Source organism: Lysobacter sp. Root604 (assembly GCF_001427505.1).
Taxonomy (GTDB): Bacteria; Pseudomonadota; Gammaproteobacteria; order Xanthomonadales; family Xanthomonadaceae; genus Lysobacter.
The window spans coordinates 789,157-810,953 of record NZ_LMGS01000001.1 but is presented as its reverse complement, the minus strand read 5'-3'; the positions used below and the strand labels follow the sequence as shown (position 1 = coordinate 810,953).

General features: G+C 70.4%; 20 protein-coding genes. 8 read left to right on the top strand and 12 right to left on the bottom strand.

What is annotated here, in order from left to right; translation table 11 throughout:
* Positions 1-16 precede the first annotated feature (16 nt).
* Both ASD69_RS03850 and ASD69_RS03845 read right to left on the bottom strand, forming a co-directional pair.
* On the bottom strand, positions 17-1,645 hold the full coding sequence (locus tag ASD69_RS03850; RefSeq protein WP_056174209.1) for an oligopeptide:H+ symporter: 1,629 nt from the start codon (positions 1,643-1,645) through the stop codon (positions 17-19).
* Between the two features lie 153 nt (positions 1,646-1,798).
* The gene (locus tag ASD69_RS03845; RefSeq protein ID WP_056174207.1) at positions 1,799-2,425 is read right to left on the bottom strand and encodes a glutathione S-transferase; all 627 of its coding nucleotides are present in this window, start codon (positions 2,423-2,425) and stop codon (positions 1,799-1,801) included.
* Between the two features lie 152 nt (positions 2,426-2,577).
* Between ASD69_RS03845 and ASD69_RS03840 the strand changes: the two genes are divergently transcribed.
* Both ASD69_RS03840 and ASD69_RS03835 read left to right on the top strand, forming a co-directional pair.
* A complete protein-coding gene (locus ASD69_RS03840; RefSeq protein ID WP_200943933.1) occupies positions 2,578-4,374 on the top strand; it encodes a M14 family metallopeptidase in 1,797 nt (598 codons plus the stop codon).
* A gap of 35 nt (positions 4,375-4,409) precedes the next feature.
* Entirely contained in the window at positions 4,410-5,273 is an 864-nt protein-coding gene (locus ASD69_RS03835; protein ID WP_343123756.1) for an endonuclease/exonuclease/phosphatase family protein, read from the top strand.
* Between the two features lie 60 nt (positions 5,274-5,333).
* Here ASD69_RS03835 and ASD69_RS03830 read toward each other — a convergent pair whose 3' ends face one another.
* The 9 genes from ASD69_RS03830 to ASD69_RS03790 all read right to left on the bottom strand — a co-directional run bounded on the left by ASD69_RS03830 (position 5,334) and on the right by ASD69_RS03790 (position 14,295).
* The gene (locus ASD69_RS03830; RefSeq protein ID WP_056174204.1) at positions 5,334-5,942 is read right to left on the bottom strand and encodes a YdeI/OmpD-associated family protein; all 609 of its coding nucleotides are present in this window, start codon (positions 5,940-5,942) and stop codon (positions 5,334-5,336) included.
* 25 nt (positions 5,943-5,967) lie between these two features.
* Positions 5,968-6,354, bottom strand: a complete 387-nt coding sequence (locus ASD69_RS03825) for a hypothetical protein (protein WP_056174202.1) — start codon at positions 6,352-6,354, stop codon at positions 5,968-5,970.
* Positions 6,351-6,947, bottom strand: coding sequence for an RNA 2',3'-cyclic phosphodiesterase (gene thpR / locus ASD69_RS03820; RefSeq protein ID WP_056174199.1), 597 nt, complete (start codon positions 6,945-6,947; stop codon positions 6,351-6,353). Before thpR ends, ASD69_RS03825 begins: the two co-directional genes overlap by 4 nt.
* 31 nt (positions 6,948-6,978) lie before the next feature.
* Positions 6,979-8,085 (bottom strand): hypothetical protein, encoded by a 1,107-nt coding sequence (locus tag ASD69_RS03815; RefSeq protein WP_056174197.1) that lies wholly within the window; start codon positions 8,083-8,085, stop codon positions 6,979-6,981.
* A gap of 40 nt (positions 8,086-8,125) precedes the next feature.
* A complete protein-coding gene (locus ASD69_RS03810; protein WP_056174195.1) occupies positions 8,126-8,833 on the bottom strand; it encodes a helix-turn-helix domain-containing protein in 708 nt (235 codons plus the stop codon).
* Positions 8,830-9,408 (bottom strand): SRPBCC domain-containing protein, encoded by a 579-nt coding sequence (locus tag ASD69_RS03805; protein WP_157498966.1) that lies wholly within the window; start codon positions 9,406-9,408, stop codon positions 8,830-8,832. Before ASD69_RS03805 ends, ASD69_RS03810 begins: the two co-directional genes overlap by 4 nt.
* 100 nt (positions 9,409-9,508) lie before the next feature.
* Positions 9,509-11,413, bottom strand: a complete 1,905-nt coding sequence (locus ASD69_RS03800; RefSeq protein ID WP_056174191.1) for an ATP-binding cassette domain-containing protein — start codon at positions 11,411-11,413, stop codon at positions 9,509-9,511.
* 646 nt (positions 11,414-12,059) lie between these two features.
* The gene (locus ASD69_RS03795) at positions 12,060-13,616 is read right to left on the bottom strand and encodes a YdiU family protein (RefSeq protein ID WP_056174189.1); all 1,557 of its coding nucleotides are present in this window, start codon (positions 13,614-13,616) and stop codon (positions 12,060-12,062) included.
* Position 13,617: 1 nt separating this feature from the next.
* Positions 13,618-14,295, bottom strand: a complete 678-nt coding sequence (locus ASD69_RS03790) for a glutathione S-transferase (protein WP_056176507.1) — start codon at positions 14,293-14,295, stop codon at positions 13,618-13,620.
* Between the two features lie 115 nt (positions 14,296-14,410).
* Between ASD69_RS03790 and ASD69_RS22330 the strand changes: the two genes are divergently transcribed.
* The 5 genes from ASD69_RS22330 to ASD69_RS03770 all read left to right on the top strand — a co-directional run bounded on the left by ASD69_RS22330 (position 14,411) and on the right by ASD69_RS03770 (position 20,141).
* A complete protein-coding gene (locus tag ASD69_RS22330; protein ID WP_200943932.1) occupies positions 14,411-14,569 on the top strand; it encodes a hypothetical protein in 159 nt (52 codons plus the stop codon).
* A gap of 129 nt (positions 14,570-14,698) precedes the next feature.
* Positions 14,699-15,187: a YaiI/YqxD family protein gene (locus tag ASD69_RS03785; RefSeq protein WP_056174187.1), complete on the top strand. Its 489-nt coding sequence runs from the start codon at positions 14,699-14,701 to the stop codon at positions 15,185-15,187.
* 52 nt (positions 15,188-15,239) lie between these two features.
* On the top strand, positions 15,240-16,592 hold the full coding sequence (locus ASD69_RS03780) for an amidohydrolase family protein (protein ID WP_056174186.1): 1,353 nt from the start codon (positions 15,240-15,242) through the stop codon (positions 16,590-16,592).
* Between the two features lie 306 nt (positions 16,593-16,898).
* Entirely contained in the window at positions 16,899-18,980 is a 2,082-nt protein-coding gene (locus ASD69_RS03775) for a DEAD/DEAH box helicase (RefSeq protein WP_056174184.1), read from the top strand.
* 405 nt (positions 18,981-19,385) lie between these two features.
* Positions 19,386-20,141: a gamma-glutamyl-gamma-aminobutyrate hydrolase family protein gene (locus ASD69_RS03770; protein ID WP_056174181.1), complete on the top strand. Its 756-nt coding sequence runs from the start codon at positions 19,386-19,388 to the stop codon at positions 20,139-20,141.
* Between the two features lie 117 nt (positions 20,142-20,258).
* On the opposite strand, the gene ASD69_RS03765 is transcribed toward ASD69_RS03770, so the two are convergent.
* Positions 20,259-21,146: a pseudouridine synthase gene (locus tag ASD69_RS03765; RefSeq protein WP_056174179.1), complete on the bottom strand. Its 888-nt coding sequence runs from the start codon at positions 21,144-21,146 to the stop codon at positions 20,259-20,261.
* Positions 21,147-21,236: 90 nt separating this feature from the next.
* On the opposite strand from ASD69_RS03765, the gene ASD69_RS03760 reads away from it, so the two are divergent.
* Positions 21,237-21,794, top strand: coding sequence for a YaeQ family protein (locus ASD69_RS03760; protein WP_056174177.1), 558 nt, complete (start codon positions 21,237-21,239; stop codon positions 21,792-21,794).
* Positions 21,795-21,797: the final 3 nt, after the last annotated feature.

Here is a 21,797-nt window from a genome sequence, read left to right as displayed (position 1 = left end):
GTCTCGCGGCGTTGCGTCAGGCGGCTCGGTAATGGTCCTGCATCGGATAGCGCCGCGCGTATAGCCCGAACGCGGCCGCCGCAACGAAGGCGAATCCGGCGAAGAAGAACATCAGGAAGGCATTTTCGCTCAGGCCCGTGCCGGCGATGTGAGCGGTCACCGAGGCGTTGCGCACCGCCGCGTTGGTCAGCATCACCCACAGGTTGCCGAAGGTGCTGGTGAGATACCACAGCGCCATGATCACGCCCTTCATCGACTGCGGCGCCTGGCTGTAGGCGAACTCCAGCGCGGTCGCCGACACCAGCACCTCGCCCAGGGTCAGCAGGACGTAGGGCAGGATCTGCCAGGACAGCGACATCGGGTGCCCGGCGTCCAGGTACAGCTGCAGCACCGCCGCGACGATCCAGGACAGGCCGGAGATCGCGATGCCGAAGCCCATGCGCCGCAGCGGCGTCGGGTTGAGGCCGACCCGGCGCAGCGCCGGGTACAGCACCAGGTTGTTGAACGGGATCAGCAGCATCACCAGCAGCGGATTGATCGCCTGCATCTGCGAGGCCGCGGCGCGCGCGCCGCCTTCGCCGGAGATCAGCCAGGTCGGCCACCACCACAGGTCGGTGGGCACCACCATCTTCTGGCCCTGCAGCACCCAGGTCGAGGCCTTCTGGTCGAACAGCGACCAGAACGGGGTGACCAGGGCGAACACGATCACGATGCGCAGCACCGCGCGCACGCCGTCCACCGCCACCGCCGAATGCTTGCCGCGCGCGCGGTCCAGCTGCAGCGAGATGCCGTAACCGCCGAAGCCGATCAGCAGGCCCAGCGCCAGGCACACGCTTTTGACGAAGCCCATCGCCGGCACGAAGCTCAGCGAGGCCGCGGCCAGCGCCAGGGCCACGCCCAGGCAGGCGACGATCGCGCCGGGGTTGCCCTGCCCCGGCGCCGACGTGGTCAGAGCGGTGCGGGCGACGTTGAAGAACGAATCCGGATCGGGCGTGTCGCGGGTCGGCGGCACGCGCACGTAGCGGTGGCGGCCCAGCCAGAAGATCAGGGTGGCCAGGAACATCAGCGCGCCGGGGATGCCGAAGGCGACGCTGGGGCCGTACTCGCGCAGGAAAATCGGCATCAGCAAGGACGCGAACAGCGAGCCGAAGTTGATCGTCCAGTAGAACGCGTCGAACACCAGCTTGGCCTTGGCCTTGTTGCTCTGGTCGAACTGGTCGCCGACGAAGGACACCACCAGCGGTTTTATGCCGCCGGCGCCGAACGCGATCAGGAACAAACCGGTGTAGAAGCCGGTCTGGCTGTGCTCGAACAGGGCCAGGCAGGCGTGGCCGGCGCAGTAGATCAGCGAGAACCAGATGACGGTGTTGTACTTGCCGAAATAGCGGTCGGCCAGCCAGCCGCCCAGCAAGGGGAAGAAGTAGGTGCCGATCATGAAGCTGTGGAACACCTCCTTGGCCAGGTGCTCGCGCTCGGCCAGGTCGGAGGTGGACGCCAGCAACAGGGTCCCGACCAGGAACGAGGTCAGGATGTTGCGCATGCCGTAGAAGCTGAAGCGCTCGGCCGCCTCGTTGCCGATGATGTAGGCGATCTGGCGGGGCATGCGCCCCTGCGAATCGGCGCGGGCGGTGGCGGCTTGGCTCATCTACGGGCGGTCCTGCGGTTGCGGTCCGCTAAGCCTAACCGATCGTCGCGGCCGGGCCGCCGGGGGGCCGCACCGGCCGCTCGGCCGGGAGCCCGTGCCGGCGTCGCCGGCAGCCAGATACGGCACAGCCGGGCGCCGCTCAGGCGCGGTCGTTCAGGCCCATTCGCTCAGGCCTTCGCGCTCGTACAAGGTGCGGAACGAGGGCCGCGCCTTCATGCGTCGGGCCAGCTCGCCCAAGTGCGGCCAGTCGTGGCCGGGGCGCGGCATGTTGCGGGTCCAGCGCATCAGCATGGTCAGGTAGAAATCGGCGATGCCCGGGCCCTCGCCCAGCAGATAGGGGCCATGCGCGGCCAGGTGCGCGTCGATGTGCTGCCAGGCCGCCTCGACGCGCTCGCGCACGCCCGCGCGCACGGCCTCGGGATCGGCGCCGACGTCGCCCGGGTACCACCACAACCGCAGCGGCGATTGCACCGCGTTGGCCAGGTACAGCATCCACTGGTAGTAAGCGCCACGGCGCGGATCGCTGGGCGCGGGCGCGAAGCCGGACTCGGGATGGCGGTCGCCGAGCAGCAGCAACAGGCCGCAGGTCTCGTGCAGCGGCTGGCCATCGACCAGCAGGGTCGGAATGCGGCCGGCCGGATTCAGGGCCAGATAGTCCGGGCGTTTGTGCGCGCCGCTGTCGATGTCGGTCAGACGCAGCTCGTGCGGCTGATCCAGCTCGATCAGCAACCAATGCACGACCAGGCTGGCGGCGCCGGGAGAGTAGTAGAGCGCGTACATGCGGACATCCCTGGAGACGGCCGAGCAGTCTAAGCCAGGCCTCGGTCCGTACGCTGCCGCGTGGAGCGCGCGCCTTGCGTTTCGAATGTGCTGACGCCGCTTGTCAGCAGTGTGCCAACCGTGCACAGCCTTGGCCCGGAGGCTCCGTTACCATGCGGGCAGACCTGGGAGAGAGACCCCGCATGACCCGCACGCTCTTGCTCGCCGCGCTGCTCGCCAGCGCCCTGCCCGTCGCCGCCGCCGACACCTCGCTAAGCACCGTCGCCGAGCGCAGCGGCTTCACCAAGACCGGCCGCTACGACGAAGTGATCTCGCTGTGCGAGGCCTATGCGCTGCGTTATCCGGACGCGGTGCGCTGCGCCGATTTCGGCACCTCGCCCGAGGGCCGGCCGATGAAGGTGTTGATCGTGTCGCCGGCCGGCGCGTTCACCCCGCAGGCGGCCAAGGCCAAGAACCTGCCGGTGACGCTGATCCAGGGCGGCATCCATTCCGGCGAGATCGACGGCAAGGATGCGGGCTTCCTGGCCCTGCGCGAAGCCCTGGACGGCGCCGCCGCGCCCGGCGCGCTGGCCAGGCAGGTGCTGCTGTTCGTGCCGGTGTTCAACGTCGACGGCCACGAGCGCTTCGCGCGCTGGAATCGCCCCAACCAGCGCGGCCCCGAGGAAATGGGCTGGCGCACCACCGCCCAGAACTACAACCTCAACCGCGACTATCTCAAGGCCGACAGCATCGAGATGCAGTCCATGCTCAAGCTGGTCGACGCCTGGGACCCGCTGGTCTACGTCGATCTGCACGTGACCGACGGCGCCAAGTTCGAGCACGACGTGTCGATCCAGGTCGAGCCGGTGAAGTCCGGCGACGCCGCATTGCGCAAGGCCGGCACCGCGCTGCGCGACGGCGTGATCCAGCGCCTGGCCGCGCAGGGTTCGCTGCCGTTGCCCTACTACCCCTCGTTCGTGCAGAACGACGATCCCAGCTCCGGCTTCGAGGACGGCGTGGCGCCGCCGCGCTTCTCGCACGGCTATTTCCAGCTGCGCAACCGCCTGGGCATGCTGGTCGAAACCCATTCCTGGAAGGACTACCCGACCCGCGTGCGCATCACCCGCAACACCGTGGTCGCGCTGATGGAACTGGTCGGCGCGCAGGGCGCGGCCTGGCAGCGCGAAACCGCCGCCGCCGATCAGCGCGCGACCAAGCTCGGCGGTCAGCCGGTGGCGCTGGACTACAAGGCCGGCCCCAAGACCCGCACCGTCGCCTTCCGCGGCTACGCCTACACGCGCACGCCCTCGGAGATCTCCGGCGCGCTGATGACGCGCTACGACGAGACCACGCCGCAGGTCTGGAACATCCCGATGAAGGACGACGTCCAGCCCAGCCTCACGGTCAAGGCGCCGCGCGGCGGCTACCTGGTGCCGGCCGCACACGCGGCCTGGGTAGCGGCCAAGCTCGACCAGCACGGCATCGCCTACCGTCGCCTCGACGGCGCGCTGCCCAAGGCGCGGGTCGAAACCTTCCGCGCCGACAAGGCCGAGTTCGGCGCGCAGTCGGTGGAAGGCCACCAGCGCCTCACCGCCAGCGGCGAATGGAAGCCGGAACTGCGCAACCTCGGGGCCGGCGCACTGTTCGTGCCGATCGCCCAGCCCAAGGCGCGCCTGGCCATGGCCCTGCTGGAACCGCAGGCACCGGACGCGCTGGCGGCCTGGGGCGAGTTCAACAACGCCTTCGAGCGCAAGGAGTACATGGAGGACTACGTCGCCGAGGAGGTCGCGCGCGAGATGCTCGCCGCCGATCCCAAGCTCAAGGCCGCGTTCGAGCAGAAGCTGAAATCCGACCCGGCTTTCGCCAAGGATCCGCAGGCGCGCCTGGAGTTCTTCTATCGTCGCCACTCGTCCTGGGACGACAGCTACCGCCTGTATCCGGTGCTGCGCATCGCGACGGTGCCGCGCTGAGCGCGCGGGCGAACGGCGGGCCGGCGCCGCGGCGCCTGGCCGCGCGGCTGCTGGGCGGCGTCGCCCTGCTGGCGGCGCTGGCGGCCGCGCCATCGCCGGCCGCCGAACCGCAGGCGCGCCCGCAAGCGGCGCCCGCCGACGGCGGGCTTTCGGTCGTTACCCTCAACCTCTGGCACGACAAGAGCGACTGGCCGGCGCGCCAACGCCAGATCGTGGCCGAACTGCGCCGCCTGCAACCCGACGTGATCGCGCTGCAGGAAGTGCTGCAACACCAGACCCTACCCAACCAGGCCCAGACCCTGGCCGATGCGCTGGGTTACCGCGCCTACTTCGTTTCGGTGGACGCCACCGACGCGGCGCGCCGCTACGGCAACGCGATCCTGAGCCGTCGCCCGGTGCTGGCCTTCGATTGGAAGCCCTTGCAGCCCGCCGACGACTACCGCACCGTCGCCCACGCCCGCATCGAGGTGAACGGTCGCGTCGTCAATGTCTACGCCACCCACCTGCACTACAAGCCCGAAGGCGGCGCGATCCGTCGGCGTCAGATCGACGATCTGCTGGCCTATATCGACGCCACGGCCGGCGGCGCTCCCAGCCTGGTCGCCGGCGATTTCAACGCGCCCGAGCACGCGCCCGAGTTCGCCGAGTTCGGCCGCCGCTTCCGCAACGCCTACGGCGCGCTGCATCCGGGCATCGCCGACGACGCCCGCGAGCACAGCACGCTCAACCTCAATCAATACGCGCCGCTGCGCATCGACCATGTCTGGTACCAGCCCGACGCGTTCGCGCCCAGCCAGGCCGAGATTCTGTTCGACGCACCGGATGCGGACGGCGTGTGGGCATCGGACCACTACGGCCTGCATGCCGTGCTGCGCATGACGCCGCCGACCGCTCCGTGACCGATACGCTTCGACGCGACCGCCGCGCAGCGATCGACGCGCGAACCTAGCGGGCCCCACTCAGCGCTGCATGTACTTCCAGTTGCGGTGCTTGCCTTCGGCCAGCCATTCCACGGCCTGCTGCACACGCTTGAGCCGGGTCGCCTCGCGCTTGGCTTCGACGATCCACTCCACGTACTCGCGTCTGTGGCTGGGTGGGAAAGCCTCGAAGGTCTTGCGCGCCGGGGCGTTCTTCTTCAGCGCCGCCGCCAGGTCCTCGGGCACCGCCAGCGGCGGCTTGGGTTGCGCGCTCTTGGTCGTGGGCCGCTTCACGCCCGCGTCGATCAGGGCCATGGCCTGTTGGACGTAGCCGCCGAGCTCGCGCTTACTGGGCAGATCGGCGAGCCGGGTCAGTCGCCCGAACTGGCCCATCGCCTCCTCGCCCTTGCGACCGTCCGGCCCGACGATGTTGGCGCCCTGCCAGAAACCGAAGCTGGCGTGCTGCTTGAACGCGGCCATGCCGCACAGGATCCGGCCGCGGTAGACGAAGCTGGGCATGCCCCACTTCAGGGTTTCCTCGACCTCCGGGCAGGCCTTATGCACCACGCCGCGTACCTGTTCGAGGATGGGCCGGGCGAACTCGGCGGCCTGGGCGATGTAAGCGTCGATGCGTGGGTCGTGCTGGGGCATGACGGGCTCCCGGGGCCGGCGCGGCTCACTGGCGCTTGAACACCAGGCTGAGCGTGGCACCGGGATCGTCGACGATCAAGCGGCCGTCGCGCAGGCAGTAGCGGTGACTGGGCGCGCTGCCCTGCACCTGCAGTCGGTGGCAGTCGCCGTCGCGCTCGAGCTCGCGGTAGTTGCGCGCCACCGCGTCGGGCACGCCGACCACGCGCATCACCAGGGCGTCGTCGGTGATTTCGAGCAGGCCGCGGCCGTAGAGCTCGCGCAGAAACGCGATCTCGCGCTCGCTGCGGCCGCCCCGACGCGCCTCGGCGACGGTCGCGTCCAGGTCCACCACCCAATGGCCTTGCAAGGTTTCGTCCGCGCCGCAGGCCGACAGCGTCGCGACCGCGAGCACGGCGAGCGCCAGCGTCTTCATGCGTCCGCGAGCGCCCACTCGCCCAAGATGTCGTAGCGACTCTGTCCTTGCGCGGCCAACAGGCTATGCACCAGCACGAAGCGGTCCACCCGCCACGCGATCGGTTCGATCGGCGTCGGCGCCAGCGCGCGTTCGGCATCGCGCAGGATGGTCACGTGCGGCGCATGCGCGCGATGGCCGGATTCGATGCGCACGCCGGCCTTGGCCAGGGCCACGCCCAGACGCTCCCACAACTCGGTCAGGCCCGGCGCGGGGTGCTCGCAACCCAGCCACCACGGAATGGCGTGGTTGCGAAAGCTGCCGGCGCGGTCCAGGGACAGCTCGAACGCGGGCAGGCGCAGGGTCTGCGCGGCCGTGGCGGCGCGTTCGGCGATGGCCTGCGGCAGCGCGCCGAAATCGCCGAGGAACTGCAGGGTCAGGTGATAGCGGTGAGCGCCGATCAGGCGCCCGCCGCCCTCGTACCGCTGGCGCAAGGCCGGCGCGAGGCCGGCGATGCGCTCGCGCGTGGCCGTGTCCGGCATCAGCGCGAAGAACAAACGATGGATATCGGAACGCGCCGCGGGCGCCGGGCCGAACAAGGAGTCTTGTTGCATGCCGTCAGTTTAGCGCCCGCGCGCGGCGATCTCAGCCCTTCGGCGCCGCCGCCGGCGATTCGGCCTCGCGCTTGCGGGTGTCCTCGATCAGCGCCTCGCGCGCGGCGCGGCGCAGCGCTTCGGGATCGGACTGACGCAAGTCGGCGTTGGCCGGCAGACCCAGCTTGGCCAACATGTCGGCGATAACGCGCTTGTTCGCGTACGGATGCGGGTGATCGGGCTCGTCGTCCTGGCTACGGTAGAAGCGGTCGAGCAGCTTGATCCGGGTGACGTCGGCCTTGGCCAGCTCGACCAGCTTGGCGCGGTACTCCAGCGTCCACGGCGGCATGTCGGGCCAGCGCTTCAGGTCGGCGTAGTGCTGGGACTCGTGGCCGAGGAAACTGACCTGGAAGTCCTCGCCCTTGAGATCGCCGTAGGCCGCGCGCACCGCGTACAGCCCCTCGGGATTGGCCCAGCCGGCCGCACCGGTCTGATTGCAGGCGGTGTAATTGCTCCAGCCGCGGCTGAGCCAGCCGTCCATCACGAACACCTTGACCGGTTGCTGTTCGCCGCCGGGCAGCGCGACGACGTGGTCCTGCTCCTCCTGCTCGCTCCACAGGAACAGGTCGTACAGCGGCGGGGTGCGGCCTTGCAGAGGATGCAAACCGCTGGCGCGCAGTTTCACGTTGATGCGTTCGGTCAACGCATCGAATGCCTCGTCGCCGTCGGCCGGCGGTTTCTCGCCGATCGTCGCGGCCAAGTCGGCCTTGAGCTTGGCATCCTCGGCCGGACGCTGGGCCGGATTGCGCACCGCGAGCCACCAATAGCGCTGATAGATCTCGAGCACGCGCCGGGCGTAGGGATCGCGGACCTCGGCGGCCGAGGGCGGCGGCGGCGAACGACGCTCGTGACGATCCAGCATGCAGCTGCGGAAGGCCGCGTCCTTGGCGTTGAACTGCTCGACCGGCGCCGCCTTCAAGGCGGTGAGCGCGGTCGGCACGTCGGCGCGCAGGGAGGCGCCCAAAGCGTCGCTGACCGCCTTGGCGGCGAGCGGGCCGCTGGTTTCCGGCAACGGCGCCGGCGGAGCGGCGGCACCGCCCAGCCCCCAGGCCAGCAGCAGCGGCGCGGCGATCGCGGCGGACGACAGGGAAGGTTTCATGGCGAAGACTCCAGAGCGCGGGGGATGCGCGTTGGAGCCATTAGGCCGCGATGGCGAGCCGCCGGTCTTGTACGTACTTGATCTGGCGGCGCAGCCGCGCCGGCGTGCAGCCGGCATGCGCGACCACGATGCGGTGCAGGTGGCTTTGATCGGCGAATCCCGCGGCCGCGGCCACCTCGGCCAGCGGCAGCGCGCCGCCCAGCAGTTGCAGGGCGTGGCGCCAGCGCGCTTCGCGGCGCAGCGCGCGCGGCGACATGCCGTAGCTGCGGCTCAACGCGCGGCTGGCGTGTTCGGCCGAGACCCCGAGCCCGCGCGCGAGCACGGCGATCTCGTGTTCGGACTCGGCCATGCCGCGCAACAGCTCGCCCTGCCAGTCGGGCAGCTCCGGCGCGGCCTGCGGGCGCGCGCAGGCCAGCAATTCCGACAGGCGCTGCGGGCAACGCTCGAACACTTCCGCCACCTCGCGCAGGTCGTGCACTTCCCAGGCGCTGGCGGCCAACTCGAACGCGCCGGGCGCGAGTTCGATGTTGATCGCACTGGCGCCCAAGCCACCGAAACGGTCGCCGTGGGCGTGAAACGCCGGGTGCAGCACCAGGGTGCCGGGCCGGCACGGCAGTGGGCCGTCGAGACTGGCTTCGGTGTAGTCGCCGTCCAGCACCAGCGCGGCGTAAGGCGCGCTGTGGCGATGGGTCGCCAAGGTCGCGCCGCGTTCGTGACGGGTGCGGTAGGCACTGCCGATCGGATTCAACGAGGCGGCTCCTGGGCGCCGTTCGCGCCGCCGCGCGCTTCGGGTTTGCGCAGGTAGTCGGCCAAACCGCCCAACTGCAAGCCCTGGACCTTGTCGATCACCGGCACGAACTTGCTCAGGTCGTCCGGCGTGTAGCCGCCGGCGCGGTAGGCCAGGGTGATGCGGGTGCCGCCGCCGTCGGCGGGCGCCAGCCGGAACTCCATCGCGCCGCTCAAGCCCATGCCCTGCAGCGGGCCCAGCCCGCCGAGCAGGCGCAGGGTCTTGCCGGGATCGACGAAGCTCACCGTCATGTGCAGCGCCTGCTGCTGCCCGTCCAGGCCGATCTCGCAGAAGCAACCGCCCGCACGCGGCTCGATCGACAGCCGCGACGCCTTGCCCCACCAGGTGTGATCCTTCGGCCACCAGCGATCGACCTCGCCGACCAGCGCCTTCCAGGCCGTGGCCTGGTCGACGGGCACGACCTGTTCGTTCTCGATGCTGAAGCCGTTGGCGGCGACGTCCTTGACCGCGGCCGTGGCCGTGCCGCCAACGCCCAGCAGCAGCGCCGCGGCGCATGCCATTGCGATCCGCCCCATAGCCGCCTTCCTCTCGCCTGGCCGCGATGGGCCGATGCGGCGATTAGGAACCGCGCCGCGGCCGCCGCGCAAGCGACGGAAGTTGGGGGGCGGCGCGGCCTCAGGCGTCCAGTTCGCTCCAGCGCGCGTATGCCGCGTCCAACTCCGCCTGGGCCTGCGCCAAGGTCGCGTTGTGGGCGTTGATCGCGGCGCTGTCGCGCTGGTAGAACGCCGGCTCGTTCATCTGTTCGGCCAGTTCGGCCAGGCGCGTTTCCAGTTGCTCGATGCGCAGCGGCAACTGCTCCAGCTCGCGCGCTTCCTTGTAGCTGAGCTTGCGCTTGGCCGCCGGCGCCGCGGCTTCGGCCTTGGCCGGCTCCGGCTTGCCCGCGCTGGGCGCGCCCGCGGCGGGCTTGGCCGCGCTGACCGAGGCCACCGGCCGCTGCCGCAGCCAATCGGTGTAGCCGCCCACGTACTCGCCGACCCGGCCCTCGCCTTCCATCACCAGGGTCGAGGTCACCACGTTGTCGAGGAAGTCGCGGTCGTGGCTGACCAGCAGCAGGGTGCCGGGGTAATCGCCCAGCAATTCCTCCAGCAGCTCCAGCGTTTCCACGTCCAGATCGTTGGTCGGCTCGTCCATCACCAGCAGGTTGGACGGCTGCGCGAACAGCTTGGCCAGCAGCAGGCGGTTGCGCTCGCCGCCGGACAAGCGCGTGATCGGCGCGCGCGCGCGTTCGGGGGTGAACAGGAAATCCTGCAGATAGCCGATCACGTGCTTGCTCTTGCCGCCGACCTCGACGAACTCGCGGCCTTCGGCCACGTTCTCGATCGCGTTCCAGTCCTCGCGCAGGGTCGCGCGGTACTGGTCGAAGTAGGCGACCTGCAGTTTGCTGCCTTCGCGCACTTCGCCGGCCTTGGGCTGCAGATCGCCGAGCAGGATCTTGAGCAGGGTGGTCTTGCCGCTGCCGTTGGGCCCGATCAGGCCGATGCGGTCGCCGCGGAAGATCGTGGTCGACACGTCGCGCAGCAGCGGCTTGCCGCCGAAATCGAACGACACCGACTTGGTCTCCACGACCTTGCGGCCGGAGGCTTCGTTCTGGGCGAAGTCCATGCGCACGTTGCCGGTCAGGTCGCGGCGCGCGGCGCGCTCGTTGCGCATCGCCTTGAGGCGGCGCACGCGGCCTTCGTCGCGGGTGCGCCGGGCCTTGATGCCCTGGCGGATCCAGACCTCTTCCTGCGCCAGCAGCTTGTCGAAGCGCGCGTTCTCCTGCGCTTCCGCGTTCAGGCGTTCCTCGCGGCGACGCACGTAGTTGTCCCAGTCGCCGGGCCAACTGGTGACCTGGCCGCGGTCGATCTCGACGATGCGGGTCGCCAGCGCACGCAGGAAGCGGCGGTCGTGGGTCACGAACACCAGCGCGCCCTGCCAGGACTTGAGGAACTGTTCCAGCCAGTCGATGGCTTCGATGTCGAGGTGGTTGGTGGGCTCGTCCAGCAGCAGCAGGTCCGGCGCGGAGACCAGCGCGCGCGCCAGCAGCACGCGCCGCTTCATGCCGCCGGACAGGCCGGAGAATTCGACCTCGCCGTCCAGGTCGAGCCGGGCCAGGGTCTCGGTGACGCGCTGATCCAGGCCCCAGCCGTGGGCGGCCTCGATCTTGGTCTGGACCGCGGCGACCGCATCGGCGTCGTAGTGGTCGGCGTGGGTCAGATGGTGGTATTCGGCCAACCAATGGCCGAGCTCGCCCAGGCCGTCGGCGACCACGTCGAAGACGGTGCCGTTGGCGCCGGGCGGGACTTCCTGCTCGAGCCGGGCGATGCGGGTATTGCCGTCGCGGCGGCCGCCGTCGACCAGGATGCGGCCGTCGTCGGGCTGGATTTCTCCGGCCAGCAGTTTCATGAGCGTGGACTTGCCCGCGCCGTTGCGACCGATCAGGGCGATGCGCTCGCCCGGTTCGATGGACAGTTCGACGTTTTCGAGCAGGAGCGGGCCGCCGACGCTGTAGTCGACGTTCTGAACGGTGATCAAAGGCATCCGACCATTGTAGCCGGGGCACGTGCCCCGGCGCCGTCCGGCCGCGCGCCGGATGCCGGCACGGCGCATACTGGCGCCTCGCCGCCGGCATGGTGCTGCGGCCGCCACCACCGAATCGAGGAGCCTGCCATGAGCAAGGGCTTGGACCGCAAGAAAGAAACCAAGAAGAAACCGACCAAGACGATCAAGGAAAAGCGCGCCGAGAAGAACGAAAAGAAGGCCACCAAGGGCTTTGCGCCGACCTGATCGCGCGCTTCGCCGGCCCTATGCGGCCGGCCGGATCGCCGATCCACCCCGCCGCCCGCGCCTGTGCGCGGGCGTGCTTCAGGAGCCTCGGGCAAGCCGGCCCCAGCCACCGAGCCCGCTGACGCCATTCGTCGGCACGCCCCACGCCTCGGGATAGCAGCGGCGCAAGCCCTCGCAAGACCGCCGCGCCCCGCTTCCTGTGGGAGCGGCGTAAGCCGCGATCGCGCCACCGCACACTCCAGCGCCACCGGCGCCCACCGACGAATCGCGGCTTACGCCGCTCCTATCCCGAGACCTCGAGCGCGCGCGACCACTCGCAAAGCCGCACCCCTGCTTCCTGTGGGAGCGGCGGTTTGCGTAGCCATCGAGCCGACCCTCGCTGCGACGACGGCACCCGACTTCAGGAGCTGCAGGACAGCATCGAACAACCGGCGCGGTCGCGCGCCCAGTCCGGGCGGCGTTGCGCATAGGCCTCGCGGCCGGGCTGGTCCTCGTAGGGTCGGCGCATCACCTCCAGCAACTCGGTCACGCCGTCCGGATCGCCCTGCTCGGCGCGGTCGATCGCCTGCTGGGCCAGGTAATTGCGCAGCACATAGCGCGGGTTGCTGGCGCGCATGCGCGCCCGTCGCTCGGGCGCGGGCAGCGCGTCCTCGGCCAGGCGCGTGCGGTAGCGGGCCAGCCAGGCCAGCAGCGCCGGTTCGTGCTCGGCGCGCTTGGCCGGGTCGTAGAACGCATCCGCGAACGGCTGCAGGCCGGCCTCGGCGTCCCAGTCGGACAAGGCGCGGAACCACAAGGTCATGTCGATCTCGGCCGCACGCATCAGTTCGCGCAGCGCGTCCATCAGCGCCAGGTCCTCATCGCCGCACTCGCGCAGGCCGAGCTTGCCCGCGACCGTGTCGCGCTCGGCCGCGTTCCAGGCCTCGACGTAGCGGCGCAGGCCATCCTGCAGCGGCGCCACGTCGGCGAACAGCGGCGACAGCGCGCCCGCCAGACGCGACAGATTCCAGTACGCCACCTGCGGCTGCGCGCCATAACGGTAGCGGCGGCCGCCGGCGTCGGTGGTGTTGGGGGTCCAGTCCGGATCGTAGTCGTCGATCCAGCCGTAAGGGCCGTAATCGATGGTCAGGCCGAGGATGGACAGATTGTCGGTGTTCATCACCCCGTGCACGAAACCGACCCGCATCCAATGCGCCGTGGTGATCGCGGTGCGCTCGCAGACCTGGGCGAACCAGGCCGCGTACAGCGCTTCGCCGCCGCCCGTCAGCTGCGGGTAGTCGCGGCCGATGCAGAAATCCACCAGGCGCCGCAGCAATTCGTTGTCGCCGCGCGAGGCCGGCAATTCGAAATGCCCGAAACGCAGGAACGAAGGCGCGACCCGGCATACCACCGCGCCGGGTTCGGCCTTCGGGTGGCCGTCGTAGAACATGTCGCGCACCACGTGCTCGCCGGTGCCGATCAGGCTGAGCGCGCGCGTGGTCGGCACGCCCAGGTGATGCATGGCCTCGCTGCACAGAAATTCGCGCACCGAGGAGCGCAGCACCGCGCGGCCATCGGCCGTGCGCGAGTACGGGGTGGGGCCGGCGCCCTTGAGCTGCAGCTCCCAGCGCTCGCCGGCGGCGTTGACGACCTCGCCCAGGCTGATCGCGCGACCGTCGCCCAACTGCCCCGCCCAATGCCCGAACTGATGCCCGCCGTAATTCGACGCGAACGGCTGCATGCCGGGCAGCAAGGCGTTGCCGGCGAACACCTGGGCGAACTCCGGCGAGCGCAGCGCGGCCTCGTCCAGACCCAGGCGCGCGGCCATCTCGGCGGAGTACGCGAGCAGGCGCGGCGCCGCCACCGGGGTCGGCTGCACGCGCGAATACAAGGCGCCCTGCACCTGGCGCACGCCTGGCCCCGTTTCGGGGTCGGCGGGCAGTTCGCGGATTAAGGCGTTGTCGAAGTCGAAGGCCAGCATCTCAGCCCAGCACGTCGAAGGGACCGCCGCGCTCCAGCGCGCGCTGGTACGCGGGCCGGGCGTGGATGCGCTCCAGGAACGCCTGCATGCGCGGACGATCGCCACCCGCGCGCGCGACCGCGGCTTCGACCGGGAAGCTCATCTGGATGTCGGCGATGCCGAAGCGCTCGCCCGCGAACCAGGCGTGCCGGCCCAGCTCGGCTTCGATGTAGTCCAGGTGCAGCTTGAGCTGCGGCCCGACGAAGCTGGCCATGGCCTTGTCGGCGATCCCGCGCGCCACCGGCTTGGCGAAGAACGGCATCGGCGCGCGCTTCAGGCGCGCGAACACCAGGCTCAGCAGCAGCGGCGGCATCGCCGAACCCTCGGCGTAGTGCAGCCAGTAGCGGCAGCGCAGGCGTTCGGGCGCGTCCAGCGGCGCCGGCGGCGGGCTGTAGCGATGCTCGCCGTCGTAGCGCTCGGCCAGGTATTCCAGGATCGCGGCCGACTCGGCCAGGACCCGCTCGCCGTCCTCCAGCACCGGCGATTTGCCCAGCGGGTGGATCCGGCGCAGTTCCGGCGGCGCCAGCAGGGTCTGGGCGTCGCGCTGGTAGCGCACGACCTCGTAGGGCAGTTCCAGCTCTTCCAGCAGCCAGAGCACGCGCTGCGAGCGCGAATTGTTCAGATGGTGGACGCGGATCATGACGGCCTGGGCGGTGGGGTCCGGGCCCATGGTAGCGGTCGCGGCGGTTCGGCGATTCGGCTCCAGGGCCGCGCATGGCCTAGACTGGTGGCATTCCCCATCGAGATCGCCATACATGGCCAAGCCCAATTACTCGTTCGAGAAGCGCCAGCGCGAGATCGCCAAGAAGAAGAAGCAGGACGAAAAGGCGGCCAAGAAGGCCGCGGCCAAGGACACCGGCGCGCCGGCCGATCCCAGCGGCAGCCCCCGCGACGACGAACGCAGCAACGGCTGAGCCGTGCCCCGGGCCGAGGCGACGCCAGTCGCCCGCCCCGCCCCAGCCAGTGCAGGCGCGCGGACCCCGCTGTCCGCCCCGCCTCCCCCCCGGCGCAGCCGTCACGGCCGTGCCTGCGACCCCCTTCCGATGACCGACGCCCCCGTCCCTGCCGCGCAGCCGCCTGCCCCGCAGATCTGGGTCGATGCCGATGCCTGCCCCGGCGTGATCCGCGAGATCCTGTTCCGCGCCGCCGAACGCGCGCGCATCCAGGTCACCCTGGTCGCCAACCAGTGGCTGCGCACGCCCGGCTCGCGCTACGTGCGCGCGATCCAGGTGCCGTCCGGCCTGGACGTGGCCGACAACGAGATCGTGCAGCGCGTGGCCGCCGGCGACCTGGTGGTCACCCAGGACATCCCGCTGGCCGCGCTGGTGCTGGAAAAACACGCGGTCGCGCTGAATCCGCGCGGCGACCTCTACACCGCCGACAACATTGCCCAGCGCCTGTCGATGCGCAATTTCATGGACGAACTGCGCGGCGCCGGCGTGCAGACCGGCGGCCCGCCGGTGTTCCATGCGCGCGATCGCCAGGCCTTCGCCAACCAACTCGATCGCTGGCTGGCGCGAAGTCGCGTTTGAAGCCCGGCGCGCGCGGGTATGCTCGGGGCTTCGCGTCCAGCCGAGCCCGACGATGACCCCGAACCCGCGCCGCCCCGCCCTGCCCGCCTGGTGCCTGCCCGCGCTGCTGGCCTGCCTGCCCTTGGCCGCGTCCGCTCAGAACGCCGACTGGACCCTGGTCCATGCCGGCCACCTGCTCGACCGCCCCGGCCAGGCGCCGCGCGGCGCCAGCACCCTGCTGCTGCGCGCCGGGCGCGTGGAAGCGGTGCGCGACGGCTACCAGGACGCTGCCGCGTTCGCCGGCGTGCCCGCCGACGCGACCGTGCTGGACCTGCGCGACCGCTACGTGCTGCCGGGCCTGATCGACTGCCACGTGCACTTGGTGTCGGACAAGGCCGGCGTCGAAGGCCAGCTCGACAGCGTCTCCGGCGGCGTCGCCGACCACGCCTTCGAGGCCGCGGTCAACGCGCGCAAGACCTTGCATGCCGGCTTCACCACGGTGCGCAACCTCGGCGACAGCGACGGCGTGACCCTGGCCCTGCGCGACGCGGTCGCGGCCGGCAAGCTGCCTGGGCCGCGCATCCTCGACGCCGGTTCGGCCATCTCGACCACCGCCGGCCACATGGACCCGACCCTGGGCTTCCGCGAGGACCTGCATGCCGCGCTGGACGTGCACGGCAACACCTGCGACGGCGCCGACGATTGCCGGCGCGCGGTGCGCCGGCAGATCGCGCGCGGCGTCGACGTGATCAAGATCGCCACCACCGGCGGCGTCAACAGCCGCATCGGCGCCGGCCTGGGCCAGCAGATGTTCGACGACGAGGCGCGCGCCATCGTCGAAACCGCGCACCTGTACCGCAAGAAGGTCGCGGTGCACGCGCACGGCGCCGACGGCATCGCGGTCGCGCTGCGCGCGGGCGCCGATTCGATCGAGCACGGCACCCTGCTGGATCGCGAGGACATCGCCTTGTTCCGCAAGACCGGCGCCTACTACGTGCCCACGCTGTCCACGGTCAACGGCTACAAGGAGCGTCTGGCCAAGAACCCGCAAGCCTATACCGGCGAAGTCCGGGCCAAGATCGAATGGCGCATCGGCATCACCGGCAAGGCCCTGGAAGCGGCCGTGCCGGCGGGCGTGAAGATCGCCTTCGGCACCGACGCCGGCGTCAGCCTGCACGGCCGCAACGCCGACGAATTCGAGCTCATGGTCGCCCACGGCATGACCGCGCCGCAGGCGATCCAGGCCGCGACCGTGAACGCCGCCGACCTGCTGGGCCTGTCCGACCAGGTCGGCAGCCTGGAACCGGGCAAGCGCGCCGACCTGATCGCGGTATCGGGCGACCCGCTGCAAGACGTGACCGTGCTCAAGCGGGTCGAGTGGGTGATGAAGGACGGGCGAGTCGAGAAGGACGCGCGGGCGCGCTGAGGCGCGGATATCGCTCGCCGCGGCCCTCCCCATTTTTGGCTGGTCTCCCCTCTTTGAAAAAGAGGGGTTGGGGGAGATTTGCTTTCGCTTCTAAGCGGACGCAGCCGATCGCCTTCGCGCAAATCCCCCCCAGCCCCCTTTTCCAAAGGCGGGAACTGAACGACGATTCAGCGCGCGGAACGCCGCCAGCGCCAGAAAACCGCGCATTTCCAGGCGGTTTCCGCGCCGCTGAGCCAGTGCTCCACCCGGGTCCGGTACACTAGGCGGTCTTCCGACCGGCCTCCGCCGGCGCTGCCGAGCCGCCCCATGAGCGCCGAGACGCCCAGTTCCAGTTCCGCCCCTTCCGACCCCGCCAGTTCCGCCGAGGCGCCGTCGCTGAAGTTCACCGACCTCGCCCTGTCCGAGCCGCTGCTGCGCGCGCTGTCCGACGTCGGCTACGAGTCGCCCTCGCCGATCCAGGCCGCCACCATCCCGCCGCTGCTGGAAGGCCGCGACGTGCTGGGCCAGGCCCAGACCGGTACCGGCAAGACCGCCGCGTTCGCGCTGCCGATCCTGGCCCAGATCGATCCCAAGCAGTTCAAGCCGCAGGCCCTGGTGCTGGCGCCGACGCGCGAACTGGCGATCCAGGTCGCCGAGGCCTTCCAAAAATACGCCGTGCACCTGCCCGGTTTCCACGTACTGCCGATCTACGGCGGCCAGAGCTACTACCCGCAGCTGCAGGCGCTCAAGCGCGGCGTGCACGTGGTGGTCGGCACCCCGGGCCGGGTCATCGACCACCTCGACCGCGGCACCCTGGACCTGTCCGAGCTGCGCTGCCTGGTGCTGGACGAAGCCGACGAAATGCTGCGCATGGGCTTCATCGACGACGTCGAGAGCGTGCTCAAGAAGACCCCGGAATCGCGCCAGGTCGCGCTGTTCTCGGCGACCATGCCGGCGCCGATCAAGCGCATCGCCCAGACCTATCTGAAAGAGCCGGTCGAGATCGCGATCAAGGCCAAGACCACCACCGCGGCCAACATCCGCCAGCGTTACTGGTCGGTCAGCGGCGTGCACAAGCTCGATGCGCTGACCCGGATCCTGGAGGCCGAGACCTTCGACGCCATGATCGTGTTCTCGCGCACCAAGCTGGGCACCGAGGAACTGGCCGAGAAACTGTCCGCCAGGGGCATTTCGGCCGCAGCGATCAACGGCGACGTGCAGCAGGCGCAGCGCGAGAAGACCATCCAGAACCTCAAGGACGGCAAGATCGACGTCCTGGTAGCCACCGACGTGGCCGCGCGCGGCCTGGACGTGGACCGCATCAGCCACGTGCTGAACTACGACATCCCCTACGACACCGAAAGCTACGTCCACCGCATCGGCCGCACCGGCCGCGCCGGGCGCAAGGGCGAAGCGATCCTGTTCGTGACCCCGCGCGAGCGCGGCATGCTGCGCGCGATCGAACGCGCCACCCGCCAGCCGATCGAACCGATGGAGCTGCCCAGCGTCGAGACCGTCAACGAGCAGCGGGTGACGCGCTTCCTCGGCCGCATCAGCGATGCGCTGGAAAGTAGCGACCTGAGCCTGTTCCGCGACATGGTCGAGCGCTACGAGCGCGAAAAGAACGTGCCCGCGGTGGAGATCGCCGCGGCCCTGGCCAAGCTGGTGCAGGGCGACAACCCGCTGCTGCTGACCCCGCCGCCGGCGCAACGCTACCAGCGCGAAGAGCGCGAGGGGCCGCGCGAGCACCGCGGCGCGGCCACGCGCAAATTCGTCGAGCGCGACAACGCCTCCAACGCCGGCGCCCACCGCCGCGAGCATCCGCGCGCCGACGCGCCGCGTCCGGCCCAAGAGCGCAGCTACGCGCCGCGCGACGAGGCGCCGCCCGCGCACCGCCACGAGACCCGCCAGTTCACCCCGCCCGCGCCGCGTTCGGTCAATGCCGCCGAGTCCTTCTTCGACGACGAAGCGCCCGCGCCGCGCGCGGAGCGCGAACGCGCCCCGCGCCCGCCGCAGGCCGGTCCCGAGGTCGGCATGGAGACCTTCCGCATCGAGGTCGGCCACAGCCACGGCGTGCAGCCGGGCAACATCGTCGGCGCGATCGCCAACGAGGCCGACCTGGAAAGCCGCTACATCGGCCGCATCGACATCCGCGACGACTACACCCTGGTCGATTTGCCGGAAGGCATGCCGCGCGAACTGATGGAGCACCTGAAGAAGGTGCGCGTGGCCGGCCAGCCTCTGCGCATCCAGCGCGCCGGCCCCGGCGACACCGAGGGCGGCCGCAGCCGTCGTCCGGGCGGCCCTGGCGGCCCCGGTGCGCGCGGCCCAGGCGGCCCGCGTCCCGCCGGCGGCAAGCCGCACGGCGCCGGTCCCCGTAAGCCGTTCAAGCCGCGCGATCCGCGCTGAGGCGGCTGGCTCCCCTCTCCCGCTTGCGGGAGAGGGGCTAAAGCAAGCAGGCGACCTTGGCTGTCCCTTCTCCCGCTTGCGGGAGAAGGTGCCCGCAGGGCGGATGAGGGCGCGCGAATCAAAGCGGCGGCGCAAGTTGATGCTGCGCGTGCCCTCACCCCAACCCCTCTCCCGCAAGCGGGAGAGGGGCTAACGCAAACAGGCGACCTTAGCGGTCCCTTCTCCCGCTTGCGGGAGAAGGTGCCCGSAGGGCGGATGAGGGCGCGCGAATCCAAAGCGGCGGCGCAAGCTTGAGGCGTCCTCAGCCCCCCGCCGCCTTCAGCGAACCAATCGTCATAAGCCAAGTCTCGCTACGCACGCCCCGGCTTTGGCATAGTCGTGAGGTAAGCCGCCGCCTCGTCCCCCATGCCCCGCATCCTGGTTTTCCAACACGTCGCCGCCGAGCCGCTGGGCACGCTGGACCCGCTGATCCGTCGTCGCGGGCACCGCATCCGGTTCACCAACTTCGATCGCGATCCCGACGCCCAGCCCAATGTCGACCGCTACCGCGGCCTGATCGTGCTCGGTGGGCCGATGAACGTCGAAGACCAGGCCCAGCGCCCGCACCTGCGCACCGAGCTGCTCGCGATCGAACGCATGCTGGAACAGGGCAAACCGATCCTGGGCATCTGCCTGGGCGCGCAGTTGCTCGCGCATGTGCTGGGCGCGCCGGTGCGGCGCCACCATCAGCCCGAGATCGGCTGGTATCCGCTGCACGCGACCGAACCGGGCCGCGACGACGCGGTGCTGGCGCCGTTGGCCGAGAGCGCTCCGGTGTTCCAGTGGCATCGCTACAGCTTCGAGGTCCCGCAAGGCGCGACCCATCTCGCGCGCACCGACAGCTGCGAACAGCAGGCGTTTCGCTGGGGCGACAACGCCTACGGCTTCCAGTTCCATCTGGAAATGGACGTGCCCCTGATCGAGCGCTGGCTGGCCAATCCGGTCTACCGGCGGGAACTGGAAGAGCTGGGCCACGGCACCAGCGAGGCCGCGATCCGCGCCCACACCGCCGAACACATCGCCGGCATGCAGCAACGCGCCGACGCGGTGTTCAACAACTTCCTGGACCTGGTCGGCCGCCCGCAGCGCCGCTACACCCTGCCCTCGCGCGAGTGGGTGTGAACCTGTTTTAAGGGAGCGGCGCGAGCCGCGACCGCGTCGCCCTGCTGACGACGCCAGCGCGGCAGGCGGTGGATGACGGTCGTGGTTCGCGCCGTTCCTGCCCTGCGAATCGCAGCGCTAGAGCGACAGGCCGCTTTCGTAGCGCCGCTGGCTGCCATCCACGGGATCGACGAACGCCAGCGACCGCGCCAGCAGCTTCAAGGGCCGGGCGTAATCGTCGGCCGTGCGCTCGGCCGGCAAGGGATAGAACGGGTCGTTGAGGATGGGCGCGCCCAGCGCCGCCATGTGCACGCGCAGCTGGTGCTTGCGGCCGCTCACCGGTTCCAGCCCGTAGCGCCAATGCGTGTCGCCGCGCGCCAGTACCTCGATCCGGGTCAGGCTGTTGGGCGCGCCTTCGGCTTCGCGCATCAGGAAGAAGGGATCGCCTGGCTCCAGCCGGCTGGCCCGCTCCAGCGGAAACGCCCATTGCGGCAAGGGCGCGGCCAGCGCCTCGTAGCGTTTGACGATGCGGCGCTCGCGAAACAGCGCCTGATAAGCCGAGCGCGTGCGCGGATCGACCGAGAACAGCACCAGCCCGGCGGTGGCGCGATCCAGGCGGTGCAAGGGCGCCAATTCGGCGCTGCCGTAACGGCGCGTCAGCCGCGCCAGCAGCGTCTGGCTGACATAACCGCCGGACGGCACCACCGGCAGGAAATGCGGCTTGTCGACCACCAGCAGATGGGCGTCGGCGTACAGCACACGTTCCTCGAACGGGATCTCGGCCTCGGCGGCGACCTCGCGGAAGTAGCGGATCTCGGCGCCGACCCGGTACGGCGCGTCCTCCGCCAGCGCCCGGCCCTGCGCATCCAGCACGCGCCCGCGCGCGAAGCGCTCGCGCCACTGCGCGCGGTCGATCGCCGGGAAGCGCGCGCACAGGCCGTCCAGCACGGTCGCCCAGGGGCCCGGCGGCAGTTGCAGGCGACTGGCGGCGACGCCGTCGAGCGGCTGAAAGGGGGGTGCGGGCATGCGCGCATTCTCGCCCAGCCGGCCCCGCTCAGGCGGCGCCGGCGCGCAGGGCCTAGAATGCGCGCTGTTTTTCACTCCGCAGGTCCGTCCATGGCGCCCAACGCCACCATCGTCAAGATCGAACTGCAAATCAGCGACATGGACCGGCATTACTACGCCGCCCACGCCCTGACCCTGGCCCAGCACCCCTCGGAAACCCAGCAGCGGCTGATGGTGCGCATGCTCGCCTTCGCCCTGAACGCGCACGAGCGCCTGGAATTCGGCCCAGGCCTGAGCAGCGAGGACGAGCCCGATCTCGCCCTGCGCGACTACACCGGCGACATCGAGCTGTGGATCGACGTCGGCCAGCCGGACGAGTCGCGCATCCGCAAGGCCTGCGGACGCGCGCGCCAGGTGGTGGTGGTGAATTACGGCGGGCGCGCGGCCGACATCTGGTGGGACAAGAACGTCGCCATTCTGCGCCGCCTGAAGAACCTCACCGTGCTGGACATCGACAGCGACGCGGTCGAGGCGATGGCGGCGATGGTCGAACGCAGCTTCCGCCTGGACTGCCAGATCCAGGACGGCGAAGTCGCGCTCAGCAACGACCGCGTCGCGCTCACGCTGACGCCGTCGGTGCGCCAGGGCGTGGGCACGCAGGCCGCTTGAACG

Bases quoted from the DNA above. Each gene is read 5' to 3' on its own strand.
- ASD69_RS03825 (WP_056174202.1), bottom strand. From the start codon at position 6,354: ATGAAGACGCTGGCGCTCGCCGTGCTCGCGGTCGCGACGCTGTCGGCC.
- ASD69_RS03830 (WP_056174204.1), bottom strand. From the start codon at position 5,942: ATGCCCCAGCACGACCCACGCATCGACGCTTACATCGCCCAGGCCGCC.
- ASD69_RS03760 (WP_056174177.1), top strand. From the start codon at position 21,237: ATGGCGCCCAACGCCACCATCGTCAAGATCGAACTGCAAATCAGCGAC.
- ASD69_RS03790 (WP_056176507.1), bottom strand. From the start codon at position 14,295: ATGATCCGCGTCCACCATCTGAACAATTCGCGCTCGCAGCGCGTGCTC.
- ASD69_RS03770 (WP_056174181.1), top strand. From the start codon at position 19,386: ATGCCCCGCATCCTGGTTTTCCAACACGTCGCCGCCGAGCCGCTGGGC.
- ASD69_RS03795 (WP_056174189.1), bottom strand. From the start codon at position 13,616: ATGCTGGCCTTCGACTTCGACAACGCCTTAATCCGCGAACTGCCCGCC.
- ASD69_RS03845 (WP_056174207.1), bottom strand. From the start codon at position 2,425: ATGTACGCGCTCTACTACTCTCCCGGCGCCGCCAGCCTGGTCGTGCAT.
- ASD69_RS03785 (WP_056174187.1), top strand. From the start codon at position 14,699: ATGACCGACGCCCCCGTCCCTGCCGCGCAGCCGCCTGCCCCGCAGATC.
- ASD69_RS03800 (WP_056174191.1), bottom strand. From the start codon at position 11,413: ATGCCTTTGATCACCGTTCAGAACGTCGACTACAGCGTCGGCGGCCCG.
- ASD69_RS03775 (WP_056174184.1), top strand. From the start codon at position 16,899: ATGAGCGCCGAGACGCCCAGTTCCAGTTCCGCCCCTTCCGACCCCGCC.
- ASD69_RS03805 (WP_157498966.1), bottom strand. From the start codon at position 9,408: ATGGGGCGGATCGCAATGGCATGCGCCGCGGCGCTGCTGCTGGGCGTT.
- thpR (WP_056174199.1), bottom strand. From the start codon at position 6,947: ATGCAACAAGACTCCTTGTTCGGCCCGGCGCCCGCGGCGCGTTCCGAT.
- ASD69_RS03850 (WP_056174209.1), bottom strand. From the start codon at position 1,645: ATGAGCCAAGCCGCCACCGCCCGCGCCGATTCGCAGGGGCGCATGCCC.
- ASD69_RS03765 (WP_056174179.1), bottom strand. From the start codon at position 21,146: ATGCCCGCACCCCCCTTTCAGCCGCTCGACGGCGTCGCCGCCAGTCGC.
- ASD69_RS22330 (WP_200943932.1), top strand. From the start codon at position 14,411: ATGGCCAAGCCCAATTACTCGTTCGAGAAGCGCCAGCGCGAGATCGCC.
- ASD69_RS03840 (WP_200943933.1), top strand. From the start codon at position 2,578: ATGCGGGCAGACCTGGGAGAGAGACCCCGCATGACCCGCACGCTCTTG.
- ASD69_RS03780 (WP_056174186.1), top strand. From the start codon at position 15,240: ATGACCCCGAACCCGCGCCGCCCCGCCCTGCCCGCCTGGTGCCTGCCC.
- ASD69_RS03815 (WP_056174197.1), bottom strand. From the start codon at position 8,085: ATGAAACCTTCCCTGTCGTCCGCCGCGATCGCCGCGCCGCTGCTGCTG.